Origin of the sequence: Actinosynnema sp. NPDC053489, assembly GCF_044544865.1 — a bacterium.
Classification (GTDB): domain Bacteria; phylum Actinomycetota; class Actinomycetes; order Mycobacteriales; family Pseudonocardiaceae; genus Actinosynnema.
The window spans coordinates 65857-86661 of the sequence record NZ_JBITXT010000013.1 but is presented as its reverse complement, the minus strand read 5'-3'; the positions used below and the strand labels follow the sequence as shown (position 1 = coordinate 86661).

Below are 20805 nucleotides of genomic sequence, written 5' to 3'. Positions count from 1 at the left end.
CAGGCCATTCCACATCGGACCGGACCTCACCGCGGAGGTCCGGTCCGACCCGGGTTCGGACCCGCCCACCGCTCACACTGGACCCCCGGGTCGCCCGGTCCTATAGTGCTAGGTAACTAGCTATATAGGAGAACCGGTGATCCAGTTCCACCTCGACCCCGGGTCGGGCCTCTCGCCCTACCAGCAACTCGTCCGCCAAGTCCGCCACGCCCTGCGCCTGGGCCTCCTGCACGAGGGCGACCAACTGCCGAAGGTGAAGGACGTGGTCGCCGACCTGGCGATCAACCCCAACACCGTGCTCAAGGCGTACCGGGAGCTGGAGCACGACGGCCTGGTGGCCGCCCGTCCCGGGGTCGGCACGTTCGTCACGGCCACCCTCTCCGGCCCGCCGCCCGCCGCGCTCCACCCGCTGCGCCAGGACCTGCGGCGCTGGCTGGCCAAGGCGCACCGCGCCGGCCTGGACGACGAGGGCGTCGAGGCGTTGTTCCACACCACGGTCCGCTCGCTCGCCGAAGAGAACACGGCATGACCGCCCTGCGCGCCCGGGGACTGGGCAAGCGCTACCGCCGGCACCGGGCACGCGCCACCGGCTGGACCCGCACCACCGGGTGGGCGCTGACCGGCTGCGACCTCACCGTGCCCGCCGGCCACGTGACCGGGCTCGTCGGGCCGAACGGCGCGGGCAAGTCCACGCTCCTCAAGCTCGCCGCGGGCGTGCTCCGCCCGTCGACCGGCACGATCGAGGTGTGCGGCGGCGTGCCCGGCAGCGGCCCCGGCCAACTGGCGAAGGTCGGGTTCGTCGCCCAGGGCACGCCCGTCTACCCCACCCTGACCGTCGAAGAGCACCTGCGCCTGGGCGCGCGGCTCAACCCGCGCTGGGACGCCGGCCTGGCCCGCGACCGGATCGCGGGCCTCGGCCTCGACCCGCGCCTGCCCGCCGGCGGGCTGTCCGGCGGCCACCGCGCCCAACTGGCCCTCACCCTCGCCCTCGCCAAGCGCCCCGAACTGCTGCTGCTGGACGAACCGGTCGCCTCGCTGGACCCGTTGGCGCGCCGCGGGTTCCTGCAGGACCTCATGGCGGCCGTCGCCGAGCACGGGGTGGGCGTCGTGATGTCCTCGCACGTGATCGCCGACCTGGAACGCGTCTGCGACCACCTCGTCGTGCTGGCGGCCGGCCGGGTCCGGCTCGTCGGCGAGGTGGACGACCTGCTGGCGTCCCACCGCAGGCTGACCGGCCCGCGCCGGGCCACCGACACCCTGCCCGCGGACCACCGCGTGATCTCCGCGAAGCACACCGAACGCCAGACCACCGTCCTGGTGCGCACCGGCTCGCCGGTCCACGACCCCGCCTGGGACGTCGGCGAACTCGACCTCGAAGATCTGGTGCTGGCCTACCTGGGCGAACCGGGCGACCCCGGTGAACCCGGTGAACCGGGCGAACCCGCGAAGCCCGCCCTCGAGGTCGTGCGATGACGTGGTTGGCGTGGCGGCAGCTGCGCGCCCCGGTGCTCTCGGTGTACCCGGTCCTGGTCCTGGTCTGCGCGGCGCTCGCGCTGGGCCGCCCGGACGGCGGTGCCCCGACCGACCTGGACCCCTGGTACCGGGGTGGCCTGTTCGCGGTGTGGGTGCTGCCGGTCGCGCTGGGCGTCTTCTGGGGCGTGCCGCTGATCACCCGGGAACTGGGAGCGGGCACGCACCACCTGGTCTGGAACCAGAGCGTCACCCGCACCCGGTGGCTCGCGGTCAAGCTCGGCCTCGGCGTGCCGGCCGCGGCGGTCGCCGCGGGTGCGCTCGGCCTCGCCGTGACCTGGTGGTCCGGTCCGCTCGACGCGACCGCCCCGGACCCGGGGAGCGGCTTCGCACCGCGCGTCACGCCGCTGGTGTTCGCCGCACGGGGCGTCGCGCCGCTCGGGTACGCCGCGTTCGCGTTCGTCCTCGGCGTCGCGGTCGCGATCGCGCTGCGCCGCACCGTGCCCGCGATGGCCGTGACCCTCCTGCTGTACGCCGCCGTGCAGGTCGCCGTCCCGCTGGTGGTGCGCCCGCACCTGCTGCCGCCGACCGACGAGGTGGTCGCGATCACCGAGCGCACCGTCGCGGGCGTCCGCGTGAACGGTGACGTGCCGGAAGCGTTGCAGGTGCTCGCCCCGCCCGGCGCGTGGGTGCTGACGAACGAGACCGTCGACCGCGACGGCGCCCGCGTCCACCCGCTGCCCGACGCGGTGCGCCACTGCGTGCCGCGGGTGCCGCCGGAGGGCTTCGACCGGTCGGTGGTCGACCGGATGCACGCCTGCTTCGCCGGTCTGGGCGACCTGGGCTACCGGCAGCACCTCGTCCACCACCCGGCGACCCACTTCTGGCCGGTGCAGTGGTCGGAGCTGGCGCTGTTCCTCGCCTTGTGCGCACCGGTCACGTGGTTCTGCTTCCACCGCCTGCGCGACCTGGCCTGACCCCCTCGAAAGGGAACCGATGAGACTCTTCCTCGCCCTGACCCTCGCCCTGTCCGCGGCAGCGACCCCACCGGCCTCCGCCGACCCGACCCCGAACCCGCCCGGCTCGAACCCGCCCGGCCCGCACCTGCCCGCCCCCACCGGCCGCCACCCGGTGGGCACGACGTCGCTGCACCTGGTCGACACCTCCAGAGCCGACCCCTGGGTGCCCTCGTCGCGGCGCGAGCTGATGGTCTCCCTGTTCTACCCGGCGGCCTCGGCGCGCGGCCCGCGGCGGCAGTACCTGACGCCGACCGAGTCCCGGGCGGTGCTGGAGGAGGCCGGCCTCACCGCCCTGCCGCCGGACGCCCTGAGCGCCGTGCGGACCCACTCGGTGGTCGACGCGCGCCCCGCCGGACGCCCGCGCTCCCGGCCGCTCGTCGTGCTGTCACCGGGGTTCAAGCGCCCCCGCGCCACGCTCACCGCGCTCGCGGAGGACCTGGCCAGTCATGATTACGTCGTCGTGGTCGTCGACCACACGCACGAGAACGTCGCCACCACGTTCCCGGACGGCCGGGTCGCCCCCTGCGCCGCCTGCGACCAGCCGCACGACCCCGCGTTCTGGGAGGAGCTGGAGCGCGGCCGGGCCGCGGACGTGTCGTTCGTGCTGGACCAGGTGACCGGCCCGCTGCGCCACCGGTCGGGTGCCGCCCTGGTCGACCCGGAGCGGATCGCGATGGGCGGCCACTCCGTCGGCGGTGCGAGCAGCCTCGCCGCCCTGGCGGCCGACCCGCGCCTGCGGGCAGGCGTCGACGTCGACGGCACGATCACCGCGGCGTCCTCCACGGCACGCCCGTTCCTGCTCCTGGGCCGGGCGGACAACTACGCCCCCGGCACGCCCGGTGCCGGGAACTGGGCGGAGGTCTGGCCGTCCCTGACCGGGTGGCGACGCTGGCTCGTGGTGGCGGGCATGGAGCACGCGTCGTTCACCGACCTCGGCGTGCTCGGTCCGCAGCTCGGCGTGGACTTCGGCGCGGACGTGAGCGGGGAGCGCGGGGCGGCGATCACCCGCGCCCACGTCCGGGCGTTCTTCGACCTGCACCTGCGCGGCGAGCCGCAACCCCTGCTCGACCGCCCGTCGCCGCGCTACCCGGAGGTCGCGGTCGTCGGGTCCTGAAGCCGGTCGACGAGCACCCGCAGCGCCGAGCGAACGTGGTCCTCGGCGCCGCGGGCGACCTCCTCGGGATCGCCCGCCGCCAGCAGCCGCACGATCTCCCGGTGCTCGTCCACGACCGCGGCCCGGTAGCCCTCGCGACCCAGCCGGATGCGGGTGAGCTGGAACAGGTGCACCTGCGACCGCACCGCGTGCCACGCCTCCAGCAGCCGCCGGTTGCCCGCCGCGCGGTAGATCGCGTCGTGGAACCCGATGTCGAGCGCGAGCAGCTCCTCGCCCGACGCCCCCGCCGCCAGCCGGCGCGCCATGACGTCCACCAGCTCGTCCAGCCCGGCCAGGTCCACCCGGCCGAGGGCGCTCCGACAGGCGAGCCCTTCCAACGCGGCGCGCACGGAGTAGACCTCCTCCGCGTCCCGCGGGGTCAGGTCGATCACCCGCGCGCCCCGGTGCCAGGCGCTGCGCACCAGCCCCTCCCGCTCCAGCACGGCGAGGCCCTCGCGCACCGAGCCGCGGCTGACGTCCAGCGACGCGGCCAGCTCCACCTCGCGCAGGGGCGAGCCGGGCGGGAACGCGCCGGCCAGGATCGCCTCGCGGAGGAGGTCGGCGGCCTCGTCCGCGAGGCCGCGCCGGTCGGCCTTGCGCAGCTGCATGATGTCGAATGTTGACATCGGCGGTGGTGGTGGTCAAGGTGAGGGCATGAGACCCGCTTTCCACCTCGCCGTCCCCGTTGACGACCTCGCCCGGGCGCGGGAGTTCTACGGCGGTGTGCTCCAGCTCGAAGAGGGGCGATCGGCCGAGAACTGGGTGGACTGGAACCTCTACGGCCACCAGTTCGTGACCCACCTCGTGCCGGGGCCGCGCGACGACGCCGGCCGCAACCCGGTGGACGGCCACGACGTGCCGGTGCCGCACTTCGGCCTGCTCCTGCCGATCCCCGAGTTCCACGCGCTGGCCGAGCGGTTGCGCGCGGCGGGCCGGGAGTTCGTGATCGAGCCGTACCTGCGGTTCGCGGGCGAGCCGGGCGAGCAGTGGACGATGTTCCTGCGCGACCCGGCCGGCAACGCCCTGGAGTTCAAGGCGTTCGCCGACGAGTCCCAGGTGTTCGCCCGATGAGCCGGGGCGTCCTCGTCACCGGCGGCAGCCGGGGCATCGGCGCGGCGATCGCCGACGCGTTCCGCGAGCTGGGCGACACCGTGGTCGCACTGTCCTCTTCGGACGTCGACCTCGCCGACCCGGCGGCGGTCGCGCGTGTGGCGGACTCCGCCGCCGACACCCTCGGCGGGATCGACGTGCTGGTCAACAACGCGGGCCTGGTGGAGCTGGGCTCGGTCGAGCTGCCCTACGACGAGTGGCAGTCGTTGTGGCGGCGGACGTTCGCCGTCAACGTCTTCGGCGCCGCCGACATGGCGTACTGCGTGGCGCGGCACATGATCGCGCGCGGCACCCGCGGCCGGATCGTCAACGTCGGCTCGCGCGGCGCGTTCCGCGGCGAGCCCGCCATGCCGGCCTACGGCGCGAGCAAGGCGGCGCTGCACTCGATGGGCCAGTCGTTGGCGGTCGCCCTGGCGCCGCACGGCATCGCGGTCGCGTCGGTCGCGCCCGGGTTCGTCGCCACCGACCGGGTGGCGGACATGGTGACCGACGAGGTGCGGGCGCAGAGCCCGTTCGGGCGGGTGGCGACGCCGGAGGAGGTCGCCGCCGCCGTCGTCTACCTGGCCTCGCCGGCGGCCGAGTGGGCGTCCGGGGCCGTGCTCGACCTCAACGGCGCCTCGTACCTGCGGACCTAGGAGCCCGTCGTGAGCCGTAGCGGATCGGTCGGGGTGATGCTGCCCCGCGACCTCCCGCCGTCGCGGGTGCTGCCGTTCGCGCGGCGCGCCGACGAGCTCGGGTTCGACGAGCTGTGGTTGGTGGAGGACCTCGGGTTCCGGGGCGGGGTGGCCCAGGCCGCGGCGGTGCTGGCGGCGACGGAGCGGGTCCGGGTCGGCATCGGGCTGCTGCCGGTCGGCGCGCGCAACGCCGCGTTCGCGGCGATGGAGGTGGCGACGCTGGCGCAGCTGTTCCCCGGTCGCGTCGACGTCGGCATCGGGCACGGCATGCCGGCGTGGATGCGGTCGGTGGGCGAGTGGCCCGCCAGCCCGTTGGGGTTGCTGGAGGAGTACCTGCGCGCGGTGACGGCCCTGGTGCGCGGCGAGTCGGTGGGCCCGGGCGAGTACGTCCGGCTGGACGGCGTGCGCCTGGAACCCGCGTGCGTGCCGGACGAGCCGCCGCCGGTGCTGGCCGGGGTGCGCGGTCCGCGTTCGCTGGCCCTGTCCGGCCGGGTGGCGGACGGCACGATCCTGGCCGAGCCCACCACCCCGGAGTACGCGCGGGCGGCGCTGGCGCACGTCGACGCGGGCCGGCCGCACCGCCTGGTGGGGTACAACGCGGCCGCCGTGCACCGGGACGCGTCCGAGGCGCTGGCCACCGTGCGGGGCGGTCTGGAGTGGATCGGCGAGCCGGACTGGGCGCCGCACCTCGCGCCCCTGCCGTTCGCGGCGGAGTTCGCGGCGTTGCGCCGGGAGTGCGGCAGCCGGGAGGAGTTCGCGCGCCGGTTGCCGGAGGAGTGGGTGCGGCAGCTCGCGGTGACGGGCACGGCCGAGGAGGCGAAGGCCCGGCTGGCGGAGCTGTTCGAGGCCGGTGTGGACAGCGTCGTGCTGATCCCGATCGGCCCCGACCCGAGGGAGGCGGTGGAACGCCTGGCCGCCGTGCTCTGATCCTCCTGCCGCCGAGCGGTCGGGCGCGGCACCGCGCACCCGCCGAACGGTCAGCTCGGCCGCAGCACCCCGCCGACGACCCCGACCACGGCCCGGTGCACGGCCTCGCGCGTCGGCGGCGCGCCCCGGTCGGCGAACAGCAGGTGCGCCGTGCCGATGAGGGCGGGCGCGAGGCCGTCGACCGGGGTGTCCGGGTCGAGGCGGCCGAGGTCGCGCTCCGCGGTCAGGTAGCCGGCGATCACGGTCACCGCCTCGGTCAGCACGGGCACGCCCGCGGGCCAGGCGCGGCGCAGCCGGGCGCGCAGCTCGTCGCGGAACGTCACCAGGGCGACGATCGCCACCGCGACGGACCCGAACAGCGCGATCACCGCGTCGGTCAGGTTGTCGGCGACCTCTCCCGTGCCCGCCGCCTCCCGCAGCGCGGCGGCCTGGCCGTCCATCCGGTCGACGCGGTCGAGCACGAACTCGGCCAGGAACGCGTCGAAGTCCTCGAAGTGCCGGTGCAGCACGCCCTTGGCGCAGCCCGCCTCGGTGGTGACGGCACGGCTGGTCAGCGCGCTGGGCCCGTCCCGCAGCAGGATGCGGTCGGCGGCGTCGAACAGCTGCTCGCGGACGTCGCGGATGGCCACGCCGGTCGGCACGGTGCTCCTCCGGGTTGACGAGTGGGCACTTGCCCACTAATAGTGGGCGCATGCCCAATCTACCGTCGGAACCCCACCGCGCGCGGTCCCTGGCCGAGTCGTTCGGCGTGGACCCGGAGCGGTACGACCGCGCCCGGCCCTCCTACCCCGGCGCGATGGTGGACGCGATCGTCGCCGCGAGCCCCGGACCGGACGTGGTCGACGTCGGCATCGGCACCGGCATCGCCGCGCGGCTGTTCCGGGCGGCCGGGTGCCGGGTGCTCGGCGTGGAGGTCGACCCGCGGATGGCGGGGTGGGCCCGGCGGCACGGCCTCGACGTCGAGGTGTCCGCGTTCGAGTCGTGGGACCCGGCGGGCCGGGTGTTCGACGCCGTCGTGGCCGGGCAGACCTGGCACTGGGTCGACCCGGTGGCGGGCGCGGCCAAGGCCGCGGACGTGCTGCGGCCCGGCGGCAGGCTGGCCGCGTTCTGGAACGCCGGCCAACCGCCCGCCGACCTGGCCGAGGCCTTCGCCGACGTCCACCGCCGGCTGCTGCCGGACCTGCCCACCGCCCCCGCGCCCGCGCCCGGGTACTCGTCGTTCACCGACCTGGCGGTCGACGGCATCCGGCGGACGGGCCGGTTCGGCGAACCCGAGGAGTGGCGGTTCACCTGGGAGCGCGCCTACACGCGGGACGAGTGGCTGGACGCGCTCCCGACCTCCGGCACGCACACCCTGCTCCCGCCGGACCTGCTGGCGGAGCTGCTGGCCGAGGTCGGCGCGGTCGTGGACGCGGCCGGCGGCGGCTTCGTGGTCCGGTACACGACGATCGTGGTGACGGCGGCGCGCACGGCCGGCTGACGTCCGGGTTACGTTCTGCGCCATGACCGACGACGAGCGCGTCCCCGAGCCGGTGTGGGCGCGGTGGCGGCGACCGGGGCCCACCGCGGCCCAGTCGCGGCAGGACGCCTGGCTCGCCGCGGCCGCCGTGGCGGGCGCGGTGGCGGTGACCGCGCTGGTCACCAGCATGGGCGCGGTGCCGTGGGACGACACGCCGCACCTGGTCGAGCAGTTCGCCTGGGGCGTGGCGCTCACCGCGCCGCTGGTGGTGCGGCGGCGGTTCCCGGTGGCCGCCCTGTTCGCGGTCGGCGCCCTGTTCATCGGCGCGCAGGCCCGGCACGTGGCCGACAACCTCGTGCCGTCGGTCGCGCTGTTCCTGGCCATCTTCAGCGCGGGGGCGTGGGGGCGGGACCGCGCGCGGGCGAAGTGGGCGAGGATCGCCGTGATCGCGGTGATGTTCGGCTGGCTCGGCTTCGGGCTGGTGCGGTTCCTGGTCGACCCCGTGCCGGCGTTCGAGGGTGCGGCCGGTCCGCTGGACCCGGTCCTCGCGTCCGTGCTCTACGGCATCGGGTTCAACCTGCTGTTCTTCCTCACCGCGTACTTCTTCGGCGACATGGCGTGGGTCTCCGCGCGCCGGGAGGCCGAGCTGGAGCACCGCGCCGAGCAGCTGCGCCGCTCGCAGGAGCAGAACACCCGCGGCGCGATCGTCGCCGAGCGCGTGCGCATCGCCCGCGACCTGCACGACGTCGTGGCGCACCACGTGTCGGTCATGGGCGTGCAGGCGGGCGCGGCGCGACGGGTGCTCGACCGGGACCCGGAGCTGGCCCGCGAGGCGCTGCGGACCGTCGAGGACACCGCGCGCACGGCCATCGGTGAGCTGCGCGGCCTGCTCGGCGTGCTGCGCGCCGACCCGGAGGAGGAGGTCCGGGAGGGCGCGGGGGAGCGGTCGTCGCCGGGCCTGGACCAGCTCCCGGAGCTGGCCGAGCAGGCCCGGTCGGCGGGGCTCGCCGTGGCGCACGGCGTCTACGGCGAGCCGCGGCCGGTGCCGGAGGGCGTCGCGCTGTCGGTGTACCGGATCGTGCAGGAGTCGTTGACGAACGTGGTCAGGCACGCCGACGCGAGCAGGGCCGACGTGCGGGTGCGGTTCCTGGAGAAGTCGCTGGAGGTCGAGGTCGCCGACGACGGCCGCGGTCGGGCGGGCGCGTCGGGCGGCGCCGGGTTCGGCCTGGTCGGCATGCGGGAACGGGTCGCCGTGCACGGCGGCGAGCTGGAGGCCGGGCCCCGCCGCGACGCCGGGTACCTGGTCCGGGCGAGGTTCCCGGCATGACGACCCCGTTGCGCGTCGTGCTGGCCGACGACCACGACCTCGTCCGCGCCGGCTTCCGGGTGATCCTCGGCACGGAGGACGACATCGAGGTCGTCGGCGAGGCCCGCGACGGCGCGGAGGCCGTGGCGGTGGTCGGGCGGCTGCGGCCGGACGTGGTGCTGATGGACGTGCAGATGCCCGGCGTGGACGGGCTGGAGGCCACCCGGCGCATCCTGGGCCCCGACGGCTCGGGCAACCCGATCAAGGTGGTCATCCTGACCACGTTCGACCGCGAGGACTACCTGTTCGAGGCGCTGCGGGCGGGTGCGAGCGGCTTCCTGCTCAAGAACGCCTCGCCGGAGGACCTGGTCGACTCCGTGCGGGTCGTCGCCCGGGGCGACGCCCTGCTCTCGCCCGAGGTGACCCGGCGCGTCATCGCCCGGTTCGCCGGACCGGCGCCCGCCGCGCCCGCGCGCCGACCGCCCGAGCTGACCGACCGCGAGTTCGAGGTGCTGGTCCACCTCGCCCGCGGGTCGAGCAACGCAGAGATCGCCGCCGCGCTGTACCTGGGCGAGACGACGGTGAAGACGCACGTGTCGCGCATCCTGGCCAAGCTGGGCCTGCGCGACCGCACGCACGCGGTCGTGTTCGCCTACGAGCACGGCATCGTGGAGCCGGGCCAGGGGGGTCCTCCGCGAGGATGACCCGCGGTGTCGATCTCGCGCCGGACGTGCCGGGAGCGGGCGCCACCTAGCGTTGCGGCCATGTTGACAGTGACGTCGGTCAGCCGCAGCTTCGGCGACCACCGGGTCCTCGACGACGTGTCGTTCGAGGTCCGGCCCGGCCGCATGACCGGGTTCCTGGGCGCGAACGGTTCCGGCAAGACCACCACCATGCGCATCGTCCTGGGCGTGCTGGCCGCGCACGGCGGCACGGTGTCCTGGCACGGCTCGCCGGTGACCGGCGCGGTGCGGCAGCGGTTCGGGTACATGCCCGAGGAGCGCGGCCTGTACCCGAAGATGGGCGTCGCCGAGCAGGTCGGCTGGCTCGGCCGGCTGCACGGCCTGGACCGCGAGACCGCCCGCCGCAACACCGAGCGCCTGCTCGACCAGCTCGAACTCGGCCACCGGGCGCAGGACCGGCTGGAGGAGCTGTCGCTGGGCAACCAGCAGCGCGCCCAGATCGCCGCCGCGCTGGTGCACGACCCCGTCATGCTGATCCTCGACGAGCCGTTCTCCGGGCTGGACCCGATCGCCGTCGAGACCGTGCTCGGGGTGCTGCGGGAACGCGCCGCGCGGGGCGTGCCCGTGCTGTTCTCCAGCCACCAGCTGTCGGTCGTGGAACGGCTGTGCGACGACGTGGTGATCATCTCCGGTGGTCGGATCGCCGCGGCCGGCGCGCGGGACGAGCTGCGCGCCCGGTACGGCACCAAGCGGTTCGAGCTGGTCGTGGCGTCGGACGCGGGGTGGGTGCGGGACGTGCCCGGCCTGCGGGTGGTCGACGCGGACGGACCGCGCGTGGTGTTCGAGCCGGACGGCCGCGAGGACGTCGACCAGGTCGTCCTGGAGGCCGCCCTGCGACGGGGGCCGGTGCGCGGCTTCACCCCCGTCGTCCCCACGCTCGACGAGATCTTCCTGGAGGCGATCTGATGACCGGCGTGACGGAGCGGGACGGCGGGTCGGGCGGTTTCGCGGCGGCCACCAGGTTGGTCGCCGAGCGCGAGGTGAGGACGTTCCTGCGCGCCAAGGGCTTCTGGATCGGCTTCGGCGTGGTCCTGGTGGGGCTGTTCGCGATGTCGATCCTGCCGACCGCGCTGGGCGGCGGCACGACCCGGGTCGCCGCGGTCGGCGAGCGGGCCGCCGAGGCCCTGGCGGGCACGGGGCTGGAGGTCCGCGCCGTCGACGACGTGGCTGCCGCCGAGGCGCTCGTCCGCTCGGAGGAGGTGGAGGCGGCCGTCGTGCCGGACACCGCGGGCGGGTCGGCCGCGGGCGTGCGGGTGGTGGCGCTGGCCGACCCGCCGACCGACGTCGTGGCCGCGCTGCGCACCGCGCCGCCGGTGGACCTGCTCGACCCGGCCGAGGTCGGCCAGGGGCAGCGGCAACTGGTGATCATGGTGTTCGCGCTGGTGTTCCTGATGTTCGGGATGAGCGGCACGGCGATCGCGCAGAGCACCGTCACCGAGAAGCAGACCCGGATCGTGGAGATCCTGGTGTCGACCGTGCCGGTGCGGGCCCTGCTGGCGGGCAAGATCGCGGGGCACTCGCTGCTGACGATCGGGCAGGTGGTGGTGCTCGCGGTGGCCGCGCCCGTCGCGCTGCGGCTGGGCGGCCACGCCGAGCTGCTGGCCCTGGTGGCGCCCGCGCTGGGCTGGTTCGTGCCGTTCCTGGTGCTCGGGTTCGTGCTGCTGGCCGCGGTGTGGGCGGTGACCGGGTCGCTGGTCAGCAGGCAGGAGGACCTGGGGTCGAGCACGGGGCTGGTGGTGCTGCTGGTGATGGCGCCGTACTTCGGCGTGATGTTCTTCTCCGACAACGCCACCGTGCTGACCGTGCTGTCGTACGTGCCGTTCTCGTCGGCGATCGCCATGCCGGTGCGGCTGTTCGCGGGGGAGGCCGCGGTGTGGGAGCCGCTGGTGGCGATGGGCCTGCTGGCCGGGACGGTCGTGCTCGCGGTGCTGTTCGCGGGCCGGGTCTACTCCGGGTCGTTGCTGCACACCGGCGGCAAGCTCGCGCTGGCCAAGGCGTGGTCCCGGGACGAGTGACGAGCGGGGCCCGTGCGCTCGGGGGCGCACGGGCCCTTCCCGGTGGCGCCTCCCGACGACGAGCCGTCCGCGCCGCGGGGTGGGAGACTCGGCGCGACCAGTCGAGGGGATGCACGACATGACACCGATCGCCGTCACCGGCGCCACCGGGAACCTGGGCGGCCGCGTCGCCCGCCGCCTCGCGGACGCCGGGCACGCCCAGGTGCTGCTGGTCCGCGACCCGTCCCGGGCGCCGGACCTGCCCGGCGCGTCCGTGGCCGCGGCCGAGTTCGCCGACCGGGACGCGGTGCGCCGCGCCCTCGACGGCGTCGCGACGGTCCTCATGGTCTCGGCGTCGGAATCGGCGGACCGGGTGGACCGGCACCGCGCGTTCGTCGACGCGGCGGTGGACGCCGGGGTCGGCCACCTGGTCTACGTGTCGTTCGCGGGAGCCGCCGCCGACGCCACGTTCACCCTGGCCCGCGACCACCACGCCACCGAACGCCACGTCGAGGCGAGCGGTCTCGCGTTCACCTTCCTGCGGGACAACCTCTACGCCGACTTCCTGCCCGGCATGGTCGGCGAGGACGACGTGCTGCGCGGTCCGGCGGGTGACGGCCGCGTGGCCGCCGTGGCGCAGGACGACATCGCCGACGCCGCCACCGCCGTGCTCACCGACCCGGGCGCGCACGTCGGCCGCACCTACGACCTCACCGGCCCGGAGGCGCTGACCCTGCACGAGGTCGCCGCCGTGCTGTCGGAGGCGGCCGGGCGCACGATCACCTACCACGCGGAGACGGTGGAGGAGGCGTACCGCTCGCGCGCCTCGTACGGCGCGCCCGACTGGCAGGTCGACGCCTGGGTCTCCACCTACACCGCCATCGCCAACGGCGAAATGGCCCGCGTCAGCGACGCCGTGCCGACCCTGACGGGCCACCCGGCCACGTCGTTGGCCGAGCTGCTGCGCCGGCGGGACCGGTAGGGCGGGGTCAGGCCCGGCGCGCGCGGTAGGCCGCGACGGCGATCCGGTTGCCGCACGTGGTGCTGCAGTAGCGGCGGGAGCGGTTGCGGGACAGGTCGAGGACCAGGCCGCCGCACGTCTCGTCGGCGCACACCGACAGCCGGCTCATCTCGTCGGCCCGGATCACGTCGACCATCGCCATGGCCGTGTCGACGGCGATCCGGTCGGCCAGCGGCGTCGCCGGGTCGGTCACGTGCAGGTGGTAGTCGAAGCCGTCGTGCCGCACGAGCTGCGGCACGACCTGGTGCCGGGCCAGGACGTCGTTGACGAGCCGCACGGCGGTGTCGCGGTCGCTGGTCAGCAGCCGGCGCAGCGGTGCGCGCAGCGCCCGGACCGCCGCCAGCTCGGCCGCGTCCCGGGTGCGCGAGCCGGTGTAGCCGTGCTCGGCGAAGAACGCGTCGAGGTGGGCCGGCTCCGTCATCGTGTCCGGCTCCTCGGCGGAGTTCACCAGGGCGACCGCGGCGACGAGCGACGAGGTCGTGTCATGGCTGAAGAGCACGTTGACAGATTACCTCGCCGGTCCATAGCGTCACGAGCCATGGTGACGTTGACGCATGACACGCAGGTGGCCGGCCGGTTGCGGGGCGGGTTGGGGTTCGCGGTGCTGTCGGCGTCGTCGTTCGGGCTGTCGGGTCCCCTGGGGCGCGGGCTGATGGACGCCGGCTGGTCCTCGGCCGCCGCCGTGGCCGTGCGCGTGCTGCTGGCCGCCGCGGTGCTCGCGCCGGTCGCGGTGGTCCAACTGCGCGGCCGGTGGGGGCTGCTGCGCCGCACCGCGCCGCTGGTCCTCGCCTACGGCCTCGTCGCCGTCGCGGGCTGCCAACTGGCGTACTTCAACGCCGTCGCGCACATGGAGGTCGGGGTCGCGCTGCTGGTCGAGTACACCGCGCCGGTGGCCGTGGTCGGATGGTTGTGGCTGCGGCAGGGCCAGCGGCCCACCCGGCTCACCGTGCTCGGCGGCGCGCTGGGCGTGGTGGGCCTGCTGCTGGTGCTCGACGTCGTGTCCGGCGCGCGGGTCAGCGCCGTCGGCGTGCTCTGGGCGCTGGGCGCGATGGTCGGCGCGGCGGCCTACTTCGTGCTGAACGCGCGCGAGGCGGACGGGCTGCCGGGCACCGTGCTGGCGGCGGGCGGGCTGCTGGTGGGCGGCGTCGTGCTGCTGCTCGCCGGTGCCGTCGGGCTTGTGCCGTTCGCGGTGTCCACCGCGCCGGTCCCGTTCGACGGGTTCCACGTGCCGTGGTGGCCGCCGGTGCTCGCGCTCGGCGTGGTGACGGCCGCGCTGGCGTACGTGGCGGGCATCGCCGCGACCAGGCGGCTCGGCTCGCGGCTGGCGTCGTTCGTGGCGCTGACCGAGGTCGTGATGGCGCTGGTGTTCGCGTGGCTGCTGCTGGGCGAGGCGCCCGGACCCGTGCAACTGGCCGGCGGTGCGTTCATCCTCGTCGGGGTGGTGGCGGTGAAGCTGGGCGAGCCGCGCTAGCCCCGGGCCCTCCGGTGCGGGAGGGCCCGGCGGCGGCACGTCAGCGCGCGGCGGCGACCGCGGGTTCGGCGATCGGCAGGTTCGCCGGCTCGCCCGCCACGAGCGTCACCCGGTCCAGGCCGACGCTGCTCGCGCGGAGCTTGTCCGACAGCCGCGCCGACCACTGGTCCCGGTAGGTGCCCAGCGCCACCTCGGCCAGCCGCAGCCGCTGGATGTCCGACGTGCCGGCGGGGGAGTAGATGTGGTTGGCGTCGCGCAGCAGGCGCTCGACCGTGCGGCCGGGGTCGAGCCCGTACGCCGCGTGGATCTCCATCGCGGTGCGCGCGGAGTCCAAAGAGGACTCGACGTTGAGGAGCTTCGCGCTGATGAGGTCCGCGTCGCACGGGTTGCCCTGGTCGAGCATGTGGGCGGCGTAGTACGCGGCCAGCCGCGCGGTCATCAGCTGGGACTGCATCTGGCCCAGCTTCTGCTTCACGGTGGGCAGCTCCGCCAGCGGCTTGCCGTACCGCCGGTGCTCGCTCGCGAACGCCACCGTCTGCTCCACGATCGCGCGGTGGATGCCCAGCGAGACGGCGGTCAGGTTGGGCCGCCCGTACAGGACGCTGGAGGAGTAGGCCACGGCGAGGCCGTCGCCCTCCTCGCCCAGCCGGTTCCCGACCGGGACGCGGCAGTCCTCGAAGACCAGCTCGCCGAAGCTGAAGCCGTGCAGGCCCATGGCGGGGCGGTGCGGCGCGAGCGAGAAGCCCGGCGCGGTCGCCTCCACCAGGAACGCCGACAGGCCGCCCGAGCCGGGCCCGGTGCGCACCACCACGCCGTGCAGGTCGCCGACGTGGCTGTTGCCGACGAACACCTTGCCCCCGTTGAGGACGTACTCGTCACCCACCCGCTCGGCGGTGCTGGACATGCCCAGCACGTGCCCTCCCGCGTCCGGCTCGGTGACCGCGATGGTCGGCAGGCACCGGCCGTCGCTGACCCGGGGCAGCCAGTGCCGCTTCTGCTCCTCGTTGCCGAAGTGCACGATCTTCGCGACGCCCAGCTGCGAGGCCTGCACCATGGCGCCCATCGCGCCGCTGACCCGGGACAGCTCCTCGATGATGATGGTCTTGGCCAGGTGGCCCAGGCCCATCCCGCCGTACCGCGGGTCGACGGTGACGCCGAGCCAGCCCTGCCGCGCGATCAGCCGGGACAGCCCGGTGTGGACGGCCTTGGACTCCTCCATGCCGGCCACGGCGGGCGCGACCTGCGCCTCGGCGAACGCGCGCACCTCCGCGCGCAACCGGTCGTGCTGCGGTGTGGTGAAGTAACCGGGCGTCCGGTCCGCAAGGCTCACGGGTATTCCCCCAAAGTGTGTTCTCGGCGCTTTTCGCGCAGCACGAACGCCCCCGTGTGTTGTGCTGCCGGCTCGATTTCGGGCCCATCACACACGCGGTCGGGTGGGGCGGCAACACCGGTCCGCGAGGTCGCTTCGGGCTTCCGCCGGCGGCGGTCGGCGACCGTGCCCCGGCTGCCGGCGACGACCGCCACGGCGGGTGATCGAGACACCGTTACCAAAGTATTACGCCTGGTCACGGCGTGACAGGGAACGTACCCTAGTACAGCGGAATCAGGGCTGCCCATGATCGGCCTCCGGTGGCGACCGAGGTTCGCCGGGTGGTGACGTTGCGTCACCACCCGCGTGGGGAAGAATTTGCTTCAGCCGCCTATTCAACCGATGAATGCGCTAGCGCTTTCGGCGGCATCGCGAGGTTCGCTCACGTGCTTTGTCGACCGGGGTGCGCGACAATTCGGACAGGACCCGCGCGCAATTGCCCGGCGCTCGGCGTCACGCGTCGTGCCGCGACCGGGCCTCCGCCCGGGCGGCCCGCGCCCGCGCCACAGCAGCAGCACGCCCACGACCGGTGCGCCGGGGCCTGCGGTCGGATGACGGCGAGGTGCCGGTCCAGGCGCGGCAGGGCGTCGGTCGCGCCCTCGCGCGCCAGCACCCCCTCGCACCAGCGGTCGACGGCGTCGGCGGTGGCCGACGCGTCGGGTGCGTGCCGCAGCAGGAGGGTGAGGTGGGCCTCGGCGTCGTCCGCCCGGCCGAGGTCGTCCAACGCCTGCCACAGGCAATGGTGGCTCACGGCCGCGGCCAGGCCGCCGGGCGCGAGCCGCCCGGCCGGCTCCACGGCTTCCCGCGCGGCCCGTGCGGCGGCACGTCCGTCACCGCGCAGCCGCAGCGCGCGGGACAGCTCGTCGAGCGTGCGGACCACCGCCTCGCCGCACCGGTCGACCGCCCGCTGGACGGCCGGCGCGTCGCCGAACACCGCGATCGCCTCGTCCAGCGCCCCCGTGTCGCGCAGCGCGCAGGCGTGGCCGACGAACACGGTCGCGTGCAGCACCGTGCCCGGCTCGGCCAGGTCGAGGGCCCCGGTCAACGTCCCCAGCGCGCGTCGCGGGTTGCCGAGTTCCAGGTCCACGCCGCCGTGACCGGCCAGGGCGGGCGGCGACAGCGCGGCGACATCCGGGTCGGTGAGGTCCAGGCCGTCCAGCTCGTACGCGGCCACGGCGTACAGGTCGGCGGCCTCCGGCAACCGGCCCGCGAGCACCGCCGAGTCGCCCTCCCGCAACCGCCGGCGCGCCAGGCCGACCCGCGCGCTCCGCTCGTCGTGCCGCCCGCGGCCCATCGCGCCTCCAGCCGGGGCCGTGCGGCCACCCGAGCGGGAGCGCCTCCCTTTCCCCGATCGCGTCGACTCGGCGGCCCGTCAGGCGGCCGGGTCCGGTTCACCCGAACGGCAGCGGTCGGCTCAGAGCAGGCCGCCGCGGAACCTGTCCAGCACGCGCCGCTCCCGCTTGGTGGGCCGCCCCGCGCCGCGTTCCCGGCGGGCGACGGGGGCGGGCGCCTCGGTCGCCGGCGGTGGCGGCGGGGTGTGGTCGATGAAGCAGCCCACGGCGTCCGCGGCGCCGACCCGCTTCTGGATCACCCGGACGACCTCCACGACCCGGGTGCGGTCACCCACCCGGGCGCGGACCTCGTCACCCGGTGACACGGACGTGGCGGGCTTGGCCGGCTTGTCGTTGACGCGCACGTGCCCACCCCGGCACGCCGCCGCGGCGTCGGATCGGGTCTTGGTCAGCCGGACCGCCCACAGCCAGCGGTCCACACGGGTGGACTCCACGCCTACATCATGGCCCGTGCCGACCGCGACGCGGAACGGCGGTGGCGCACCGCCACCGCCGGGGGCGTCACCCCAGGCCGCAGAGGGCGTGGTCCACCAGGTCGGCCGTGCTGTCCCTGGCGGGTGTCGGCGCGTTCGGCTCGGCCACCATCGAGTCGGTGTTGACCGACACGACCACGCTGCGCCTGCCGTCCGGCGTCACGCCGTTGCGGGTCATGAAGCCGGGGATGTCACCGCCGTGCGCCCAGTAGCCGCCGCACGAGCTGGGAATCCACACCAGCCCCAGCCCGTAGCGCGCGCCGGGCCACGCCGGGTCGAGCCGGGACGCGCGCACCGTCGTCGTCATCTCGGCGAGCTGCGCCGGCCGCAGCACCTCGCCGCCGACGAGCGCCCGCAGGAACCGGTTGCCGTCCTCGGTCGTGCTGATCATCCCGCCGGCCGCACCGCCCCACGACGGGTTGTACCGCGTCACGTCGACCGCCCGTCCCCACCGCGGGTCCCGCGGGTCGGCTTCCAGCCCCTTCTCCGGGAACCGCTCGTAGGCCGTGGCGTGCGGGTTCGGCACGATCGGCGACGTGCCCGGCAGGTACGTGCCGCGCAGGCCCAGCGGTTCGACGACGCGGGTGCGCACCTGGTGCTGCCACGACGTGCCGGTGACCCGTTCGACGATCATGCCGGCGAGGACGTACCCGGTGTTCGAGTAGCTCCACTGCTCGCCGGGCGCGAAGTCGGGCTTCTCCCGCACGGCCAGTGCGACGAGCTGCTCGGGCGTCAGCGTCCGGTACCGGACGCCCTCGAACCCCTGTTCCGAGAACAGCTCGGGCATCTCGCCCACGTAGTCGGCCAGGCCGCTGGTGTGCTGCAACAGCTGCCGCACGGTGATCCGCGCGCCGTCGTTGCCGTTCCCCGCCACCACGCCGGGCAGCCAGTGCTCGACCGTGTCCTCCAGGGACAGTCGGCCCTCGCCGACCAGTTGCAGCACGGTCGCGGCCACGAACGCCTTGGTGTAGCTGCCGATGCGGAACTTCGCGTGCCACGGGACCGGCGTGCGGCGGTCCACGTCGCCGTGGCCGCTGCGCACCCGCACGTCACCGTGCGGTGTGTCCACTTCGACCAGCACGCCCGGCGCGCCCTGGGCGAGCAGCGCGTCGGCGTGCCGTTGCAGGGCCCTGGTGTCGGCGCGGTGCGCGGTGGTGGCCGCCGCGCCCGCCGCGGTCAGGGTGAGGACCGCGATCGTCGCTGCCGCGAGGAGTCGTTTCATGACGCTGAACGCTAGGCACGGTTCGTGTCGGCGTCGTCACCCTGTGACGCGATTCGTCGTACCCCTCCGGGTGTATCACTTGATCCACCCACAGCATGGCGACTCCGCGACCCCCCGGGTCAGGGTCGGCCGCGTGAGGGCGTCTGGCCGGCCACGCCGTGCCGCAGCGGCGTGGTCCCGTCGGGTGAGGTGGCGGGGGAGACGGGGGAGCCGCCCAGGGTGGACGTGGCACCGGGCGCGTTGCGCTGGTCGCCGCCGGAGGGCTCGGCGCCACCGTCCAGTTCGTCCAGTCGTGCCGTCAGGATTTGGACGACCGGGACGCGGTCGCCGTGCTCGCGCTCGTGGTCGAGGACTCGGGCCAACTGCTCCCTGGTGAGCGACCGGACGCGGTGCCGCAGGTCACCGAGGGCGAGCTGGTCGTAATCCGGGATGGGCAGGTCATCGCTCATGTCCGGCGGCTACCCGGCGACCCGGCGGGCAAACGCGGCCCGGACGGGGTTGGCTAGCATCCGCGCCGTGGACAAGATTCGGGCCGGGTGCTGGGCGGTGCTGGCGCTCGTCGTGGCGCAAGCGGTTGCCACGCTGCTGTCCGGCGACCTCGCCGAGATGCGCTTCGTCGGCCTGGCCTTCAACGCCGCCGCCGCGTTCTCCGCCTCCCTGGTCCTGCGCCGCCCGACCCGCAACCGCTGGCCGCTGGTCGCCTGGTCGGCAGCCTTCTTCGGCTGGCACGCGACCGGCGTGCTGACGCTGGCGGGCCTGGTCGCGACCGGCCTCGACGCGGTGTTCGCCGTCGGCGGCGACCTGCGCCTCTCCACCTTCTACCAGGTCGTCCTCACCACCCTCGCCGCGTTCGCCGTCCACCTGCTGCTGCCGAGGCCGGACAGGAGGGCTCAGGGCTGAGCGGCCGTCGGTCGGGTGCGGTGGTCCGGCGACGACCCGTCGTCCCGTACCGGCCCGTCGACCCGATGACCGCCGTGGTCAGCGCCGGCCCTCGGGAGCCGCCCGGCCCAGCGTGCTCTGGCGGGGGACCAGGCGGTGGGCGGCGCGCACCTCGATCCCCGCCAGCGGCTCGGGACTGGTGATGCGCGCCAGCAGTCGGTCCACCGCCGTGGCCGCGATGGTCACCTTGTCCGGCGAGACGGTGCTGATCGTCGGGTTGGAGTAGCGGCCGTCCTCGATGTCGTCGTACCCGATCAGGGCGACGTCCTCGGGCACCCGCAGCCCCCGCGCCAGCACCTCGTGCAGCGCCCCGAGCGCGACCAGGTCGCTGTAGCAGAACACCGCGTCCGGCGGGTCGTCCCGGTCTAGCAGCAGGCGCATCGCGCCCGATCCGTCGGCGCGGTTGAACCGCGGCGTCGGGATGATCAACGACTCGTCCACCGCCAGCCCCGCCTCGGCGTGCGCCTCCCGGAACCCGCGCGTGCGCAGCTGCGCGGCCTCCCCGGTCGGGTACGGCTGGTCGCCGATGGCGGCGACGCGACGCCTGCCCAGGCCGATCAGGTGCGCGGTGGCCTCGCGGGACGCCGCCACGTCGTCGATGCCCACGTGGTCGAACGACCCGTTCGACGAGCGTTCGCCGAGCACCACCAGCGGCAACGCGGGGTCGCCGTCGTCCAGGTCCTCCTGCGCCAGGCCGAGCGGGCTGAAGATCATGCCGTCGAACAGCAGGGCCCGCGCACCGCGCCGGATCAGCTCCCGCTCGTGCGCCGGGTCGCCGTCGGTCTGGTCGATCAGCACGTTGTAGCCGCGCTCGCGGGCCCTGGGGATGATCGCCTGGAGCAGTTCGGCGAAGTACGGCGTGTCCAGGTACGGCACGACGACGGCGATCTGCCCCGACCGGCCGTTGGCCAGGTTCCGGGCGAGCACGTTCGGCCGGTAGCCCAGCTCCTCGATCGCCCGCTGCACCTTCACGCGGGTCCGCTCGGTGACCCGGGCGTAGCCGTTGACCACGTTCGAGACCGTCCGCGCGGACACGCCCGCCAGCTCGGCTACGTCACGCAGCGTGGCGTCGCGCATCGTCGTCCTCCGTTGGGCCGGCGCGG

24 protein-coding genes are annotated in these 20805 nt (G+C 74.9%); 15 read left to right on the top strand and 9 right to left on the bottom strand.

Annotated elements, in window-relative coordinates; genetic code table 11:
* Positions 1-136 precede the first annotated feature (136 nt).
* The 4 genes from ACIGNX_RS27020 to ACIGNX_RS27005 are packed head-to-tail and all read left to right on the top strand — an operon-like array spanning position 137 to position 3603.
* Positions 137-529, top strand: coding sequence for a GntR family transcriptional regulator (locus ACIGNX_RS27020; protein ID WP_396543507.1), 393 nt, complete (start codon positions 137-139; stop codon positions 527-529).
* Positions 526-1473 carry an ABC transporter ATP-binding protein gene (locus ACIGNX_RS27015; RefSeq protein WP_396543506.1) on the top strand — a complete coding sequence of 316 codons (948 nt, stop codon included), beginning with the start codon at positions 526-528 and terminating at the stop codon, positions 1471-1473. The genes ACIGNX_RS27020 and ACIGNX_RS27015 overlap by 4 nt, the downstream gene beginning before the upstream one ends.
* Positions 1470-2447, top strand: coding sequence for a transporter (locus ACIGNX_RS27010; protein WP_396543505.1), 978 nt, complete (start codon positions 1470-1472; stop codon positions 2445-2447). The genes ACIGNX_RS27015 and ACIGNX_RS27010 overlap by 4 nt, the downstream gene beginning before the upstream one ends.
* A 19-nt stretch (positions 2448-2466) precedes the next feature.
* Positions 2467-3603: an alpha/beta hydrolase family protein gene (locus ACIGNX_RS27005; protein ID WP_396543504.1), complete on the top strand. Its 1137-nt coding sequence runs from the start codon at positions 2467-2469 to the stop codon at positions 3601-3603.
* On the opposite strand, the gene ACIGNX_RS27000 is transcribed toward ACIGNX_RS27005, so the two are convergent.
* Complete coding sequence (locus tag ACIGNX_RS27000) at positions 3573-4250, bottom strand: GntR family transcriptional regulator (RefSeq protein WP_396543503.1); 678 nt, start codon at positions 4248-4250, stop codon at positions 3573-3575. The two genes, ACIGNX_RS27005 and ACIGNX_RS27000, sit on opposite strands and share 31 nt — an antisense overlap.
* A 46-nt stretch (positions 4251-4296) precedes the next feature.
* On the opposite strand from ACIGNX_RS27000, the gene ACIGNX_RS26995 reads away from it, so the two are divergent.
* From ACIGNX_RS26995 to ACIGNX_RS26985, 3 genes are read left to right on the top strand one after another with little or no spacing between them, the layout of a single operon-like run.
* On the top strand, positions 4297-4713 hold the full coding sequence (locus ACIGNX_RS26995) for a VOC family protein (protein ID WP_396543502.1): 417 nt from the start codon (positions 4297-4299) through the stop codon (positions 4711-4713).
* On the top strand, positions 4710-5387 hold the full coding sequence (locus tag ACIGNX_RS26990; protein ID WP_396543501.1) for an SDR family NAD(P)-dependent oxidoreductase: 678 nt from the start codon (positions 4710-4712) through the stop codon (positions 5385-5387). Before ACIGNX_RS26995 ends, ACIGNX_RS26990 begins: the two co-directional genes overlap by 4 nt.
* Before the next feature lie 9 nt (positions 5388-5396).
* Entirely contained in the window at positions 5397-6353 is a 957-nt protein-coding gene (locus ACIGNX_RS26985; RefSeq protein ID WP_396543500.1) for an LLM class flavin-dependent oxidoreductase, read from the top strand.
* Between the two features lie 50 nt (positions 6354-6403).
* Here ACIGNX_RS26985 and ACIGNX_RS26980 read toward each other — a convergent pair whose 3' ends face one another.
* A complete protein-coding gene (locus ACIGNX_RS26980; RefSeq protein WP_396543499.1) occupies positions 6404-6994 on the bottom strand; it encodes a TetR/AcrR family transcriptional regulator in 591 nt (196 codons plus the stop codon).
* Between the two features lie 50 nt (positions 6995-7044).
* Between ACIGNX_RS26980 and ACIGNX_RS26975 the strand changes: the two genes are divergently transcribed.
* The 6 genes from ACIGNX_RS26975 (at position 7045) to ACIGNX_RS26950 (ending at position 12837) form a co-directional block, all read left to right on the top strand.
* Entirely contained in the window at positions 7045-7833 is a 789-nt protein-coding gene (locus tag ACIGNX_RS26975; protein ID WP_396543498.1) for a class I SAM-dependent methyltransferase, read from the top strand.
* A gap of 22 nt (positions 7834-7855) precedes the next feature.
* Complete coding sequence (locus ACIGNX_RS26970) at positions 7856-9139, top strand: sensor histidine kinase (RefSeq protein ID WP_396543497.1); 1284 nt, start codon at positions 7856-7858, stop codon at positions 9137-9139.
* Complete coding sequence (locus ACIGNX_RS26965) at positions 9136-9822, top strand: response regulator (protein ID WP_396543496.1); 687 nt, start codon at positions 9136-9138, stop codon at positions 9820-9822. Before ACIGNX_RS26970 ends, ACIGNX_RS26965 begins: the two co-directional genes overlap by 4 nt.
* Positions 9823-9882: 60 nt before the next feature.
* Positions 9883-10767, top strand: coding sequence for an ABC transporter ATP-binding protein (locus tag ACIGNX_RS26960; protein ID WP_396543495.1), 885 nt, complete (start codon positions 9883-9885; stop codon positions 10765-10767).
* Positions 10767-11876, top strand: coding sequence for an ABC transporter permease (locus ACIGNX_RS26955; protein WP_396543494.1), 1110 nt, complete (start codon positions 10767-10769; stop codon positions 11874-11876). Before ACIGNX_RS26960 ends, ACIGNX_RS26955 begins: the two co-directional genes overlap by 1 nt.
* Positions 11877-11994: 118 nt before the next feature.
* Positions 11995-12837, top strand: coding sequence for an SDR family oxidoreductase (locus ACIGNX_RS26950; protein ID WP_396543493.1), 843 nt, complete (start codon positions 11995-11997; stop codon positions 12835-12837).
* Between the two features lie 7 nt (positions 12838-12844).
* On the opposite strand, the gene ACIGNX_RS26945 is transcribed toward ACIGNX_RS26950, so the two are convergent.
* A complete protein-coding gene (locus ACIGNX_RS26945) occupies positions 12845-13375 on the bottom strand; it encodes a CGNR zinc finger domain-containing protein (RefSeq protein ID WP_396543492.1) in 531 nt (176 codons plus the stop codon).
* Positions 13376-13414: 39 nt separating this feature from the next.
* Between ACIGNX_RS26945 and ACIGNX_RS26940 the strand changes: the two genes are divergently transcribed.
* Positions 13415-14347: an EamA family transporter gene (locus ACIGNX_RS26940; protein ID WP_396543491.1), complete on the top strand. Its 933-nt coding sequence runs from the start codon at positions 13415-13417 to the stop codon at positions 14345-14347.
* A 40-nt stretch (positions 14348-14387) separates the two neighbouring features.
* On the opposite strand, the gene ACIGNX_RS26935 is transcribed toward ACIGNX_RS26940, so the two are convergent.
* From ACIGNX_RS26935 to ACIGNX_RS26915, 5 genes are all read right to left on the bottom strand, one after another.
* A complete protein-coding gene (locus ACIGNX_RS26935; protein WP_396543490.1) occupies positions 14388-15677 on the bottom strand; it encodes an acyl-CoA dehydrogenase family protein in 1290 nt (429 codons plus the stop codon).
* A 421-nt stretch (positions 15678-16098) separates the two neighbouring features.
* Positions 16099-17010 (bottom strand): hypothetical protein, encoded by a 912-nt coding sequence (locus ACIGNX_RS26930; protein WP_396543489.1) that lies wholly within the window; start codon positions 17008-17010, stop codon positions 16099-16101.
* Positions 17011-17130: 120 nt separating this feature from the next.
* On the bottom strand, positions 17131-17502 hold the full coding sequence (locus ACIGNX_RS26925) for an RNA-binding S4 domain-containing protein (RefSeq protein WP_396543488.1): 372 nt from the start codon (positions 17500-17502) through the stop codon (positions 17131-17133).
* 67 nt (positions 17503-17569) lie between these two features.
* Complete coding sequence (locus ACIGNX_RS26920) at positions 17570-18763, bottom strand: serine hydrolase domain-containing protein (RefSeq protein ID WP_396543487.1); 1194 nt, start codon at positions 18761-18763, stop codon at positions 17570-17572.
* 119 nt (positions 18764-18882) lie between these two features.
* Positions 18883-19212 (bottom strand): hypothetical protein, encoded by a 330-nt coding sequence (locus ACIGNX_RS26915; protein ID WP_396543486.1) that lies wholly within the window; start codon positions 19210-19212, stop codon positions 18883-18885.
* A gap of 67 nt (positions 19213-19279) precedes the next feature.
* Here ACIGNX_RS26915 and ACIGNX_RS26910 point away from each other — a divergent pair, with 67 nt between their 5' ends.
* Positions 19280-19663 (top strand): hypothetical protein, encoded by a 384-nt coding sequence (locus ACIGNX_RS26910; RefSeq protein WP_396543485.1) that lies wholly within the window; start codon positions 19280-19282, stop codon positions 19661-19663.
* A gap of 78 nt (positions 19664-19741) precedes the next feature.
* On the opposite strand, the gene ACIGNX_RS26905 is transcribed toward ACIGNX_RS26910, so the two are convergent.
* Positions 19742-20779, bottom strand: a complete 1038-nt coding sequence (locus ACIGNX_RS26905) for a LacI family DNA-binding transcriptional regulator (protein WP_396543484.1) — start codon at positions 20777-20779, stop codon at positions 19742-19744.
* Between the last annotated feature and the right edge of the window lie 26 nt (positions 20780-20805).

Bases quoted from the DNA above. Each gene is read 5' to 3' on its own strand.
- ACIGNX_RS27015 (WP_396543506.1), top strand. From the start codon at position 526: ATGACCGCCCTGCGCGCCCGGGGACTGGGCAAGCGCTACCGCCGGCAC.
- ACIGNX_RS27010 (WP_396543505.1), top strand. From the start codon at position 1,470: ATGACGTGGTTGGCGTGGCGGCAGCTGCGCGCCCCGGTGCTCTCGGTG.
- ACIGNX_RS27005 (WP_396543504.1), top strand. From the start codon at position 2,467: ATGAGACTCTTCCTCGCCCTGACCCTCGCCCTGTCCGCGGCAGCGACC.
- ACIGNX_RS27000 (WP_396543503.1), bottom strand. From the start codon at position 4,250: ATGCAGCTGCGCAAGGCCGACCGGCGCGGCCTCGCGGACGAGGCCGCC.
- ACIGNX_RS26995 (WP_396543502.1), top strand. From the start codon at position 4,297: ATGAGACCCGCTTTCCACCTCGCCGTCCCCGTTGACGACCTCGCCCGG.
- ACIGNX_RS26990 (WP_396543501.1), top strand. From the start codon at position 4,710: ATGAGCCGGGGCGTCCTCGTCACCGGCGGCAGCCGGGGCATCGGCGCG.
- ACIGNX_RS26975 (WP_396543498.1), top strand. From the start codon at position 7,045: ATGCCCAATCTACCGTCGGAACCCCACCGCGCGCGGTCCCTGGCCGAG.
- ACIGNX_RS26970 (WP_396543497.1), top strand. From the start codon at position 7,856: ATGACCGACGACGAGCGCGTCCCCGAGCCGGTGTGGGCGCGGTGGCGG.
- ACIGNX_RS26965 (WP_396543496.1), top strand. From the start codon at position 9,136: ATGACGACCCCGTTGCGCGTCGTGCTGGCCGACGACCACGACCTCGTC.
- ACIGNX_RS26960 (WP_396543495.1), top strand. From the start codon at position 9,883: ATGTTGACAGTGACGTCGGTCAGCCGCAGCTTCGGCGACCACCGGGTC.
- ACIGNX_RS26955 (WP_396543494.1), top strand. From the start codon at position 10,767: ATGACCGGCGTGACGGAGCGGGACGGCGGGTCGGGCGGTTTCGCGGCG.
- ACIGNX_RS26950 (WP_396543493.1), top strand. From the start codon at position 11,995: ATGACACCGATCGCCGTCACCGGCGCCACCGGGAACCTGGGCGGCCGC.
- ACIGNX_RS26940 (WP_396543491.1), top strand. From the start codon at position 13,415: ATGGTGACGTTGACGCATGACACGCAGGTGGCCGGCCGGTTGCGGGGC.
- ACIGNX_RS26930 (WP_396543489.1), bottom strand. From the start codon at position 17,010: ATGGGCCGCGGGCGGCACGACGAGCGGAGCGCGCGGGTCGGCCTGGCG.
- ACIGNX_RS26920 (WP_396543487.1), bottom strand. From the start codon at position 18,763: ATGAAACGACTCCTCGCGGCAGCGACGATCGCGGTCCTCACCCTGACC.
- ACIGNX_RS26915 (WP_396543486.1), bottom strand. From the start codon at position 19,212: ATGAGCGATGACCTGCCCATCCCGGATTACGACCAGCTCGCCCTCGGT.
- ACIGNX_RS26905 (WP_396543484.1), bottom strand. From the start codon at position 20,779: ATGCGCGACGCCACGCTGCGTGACGTAGCCGAGCTGGCGGGCGTGTCC.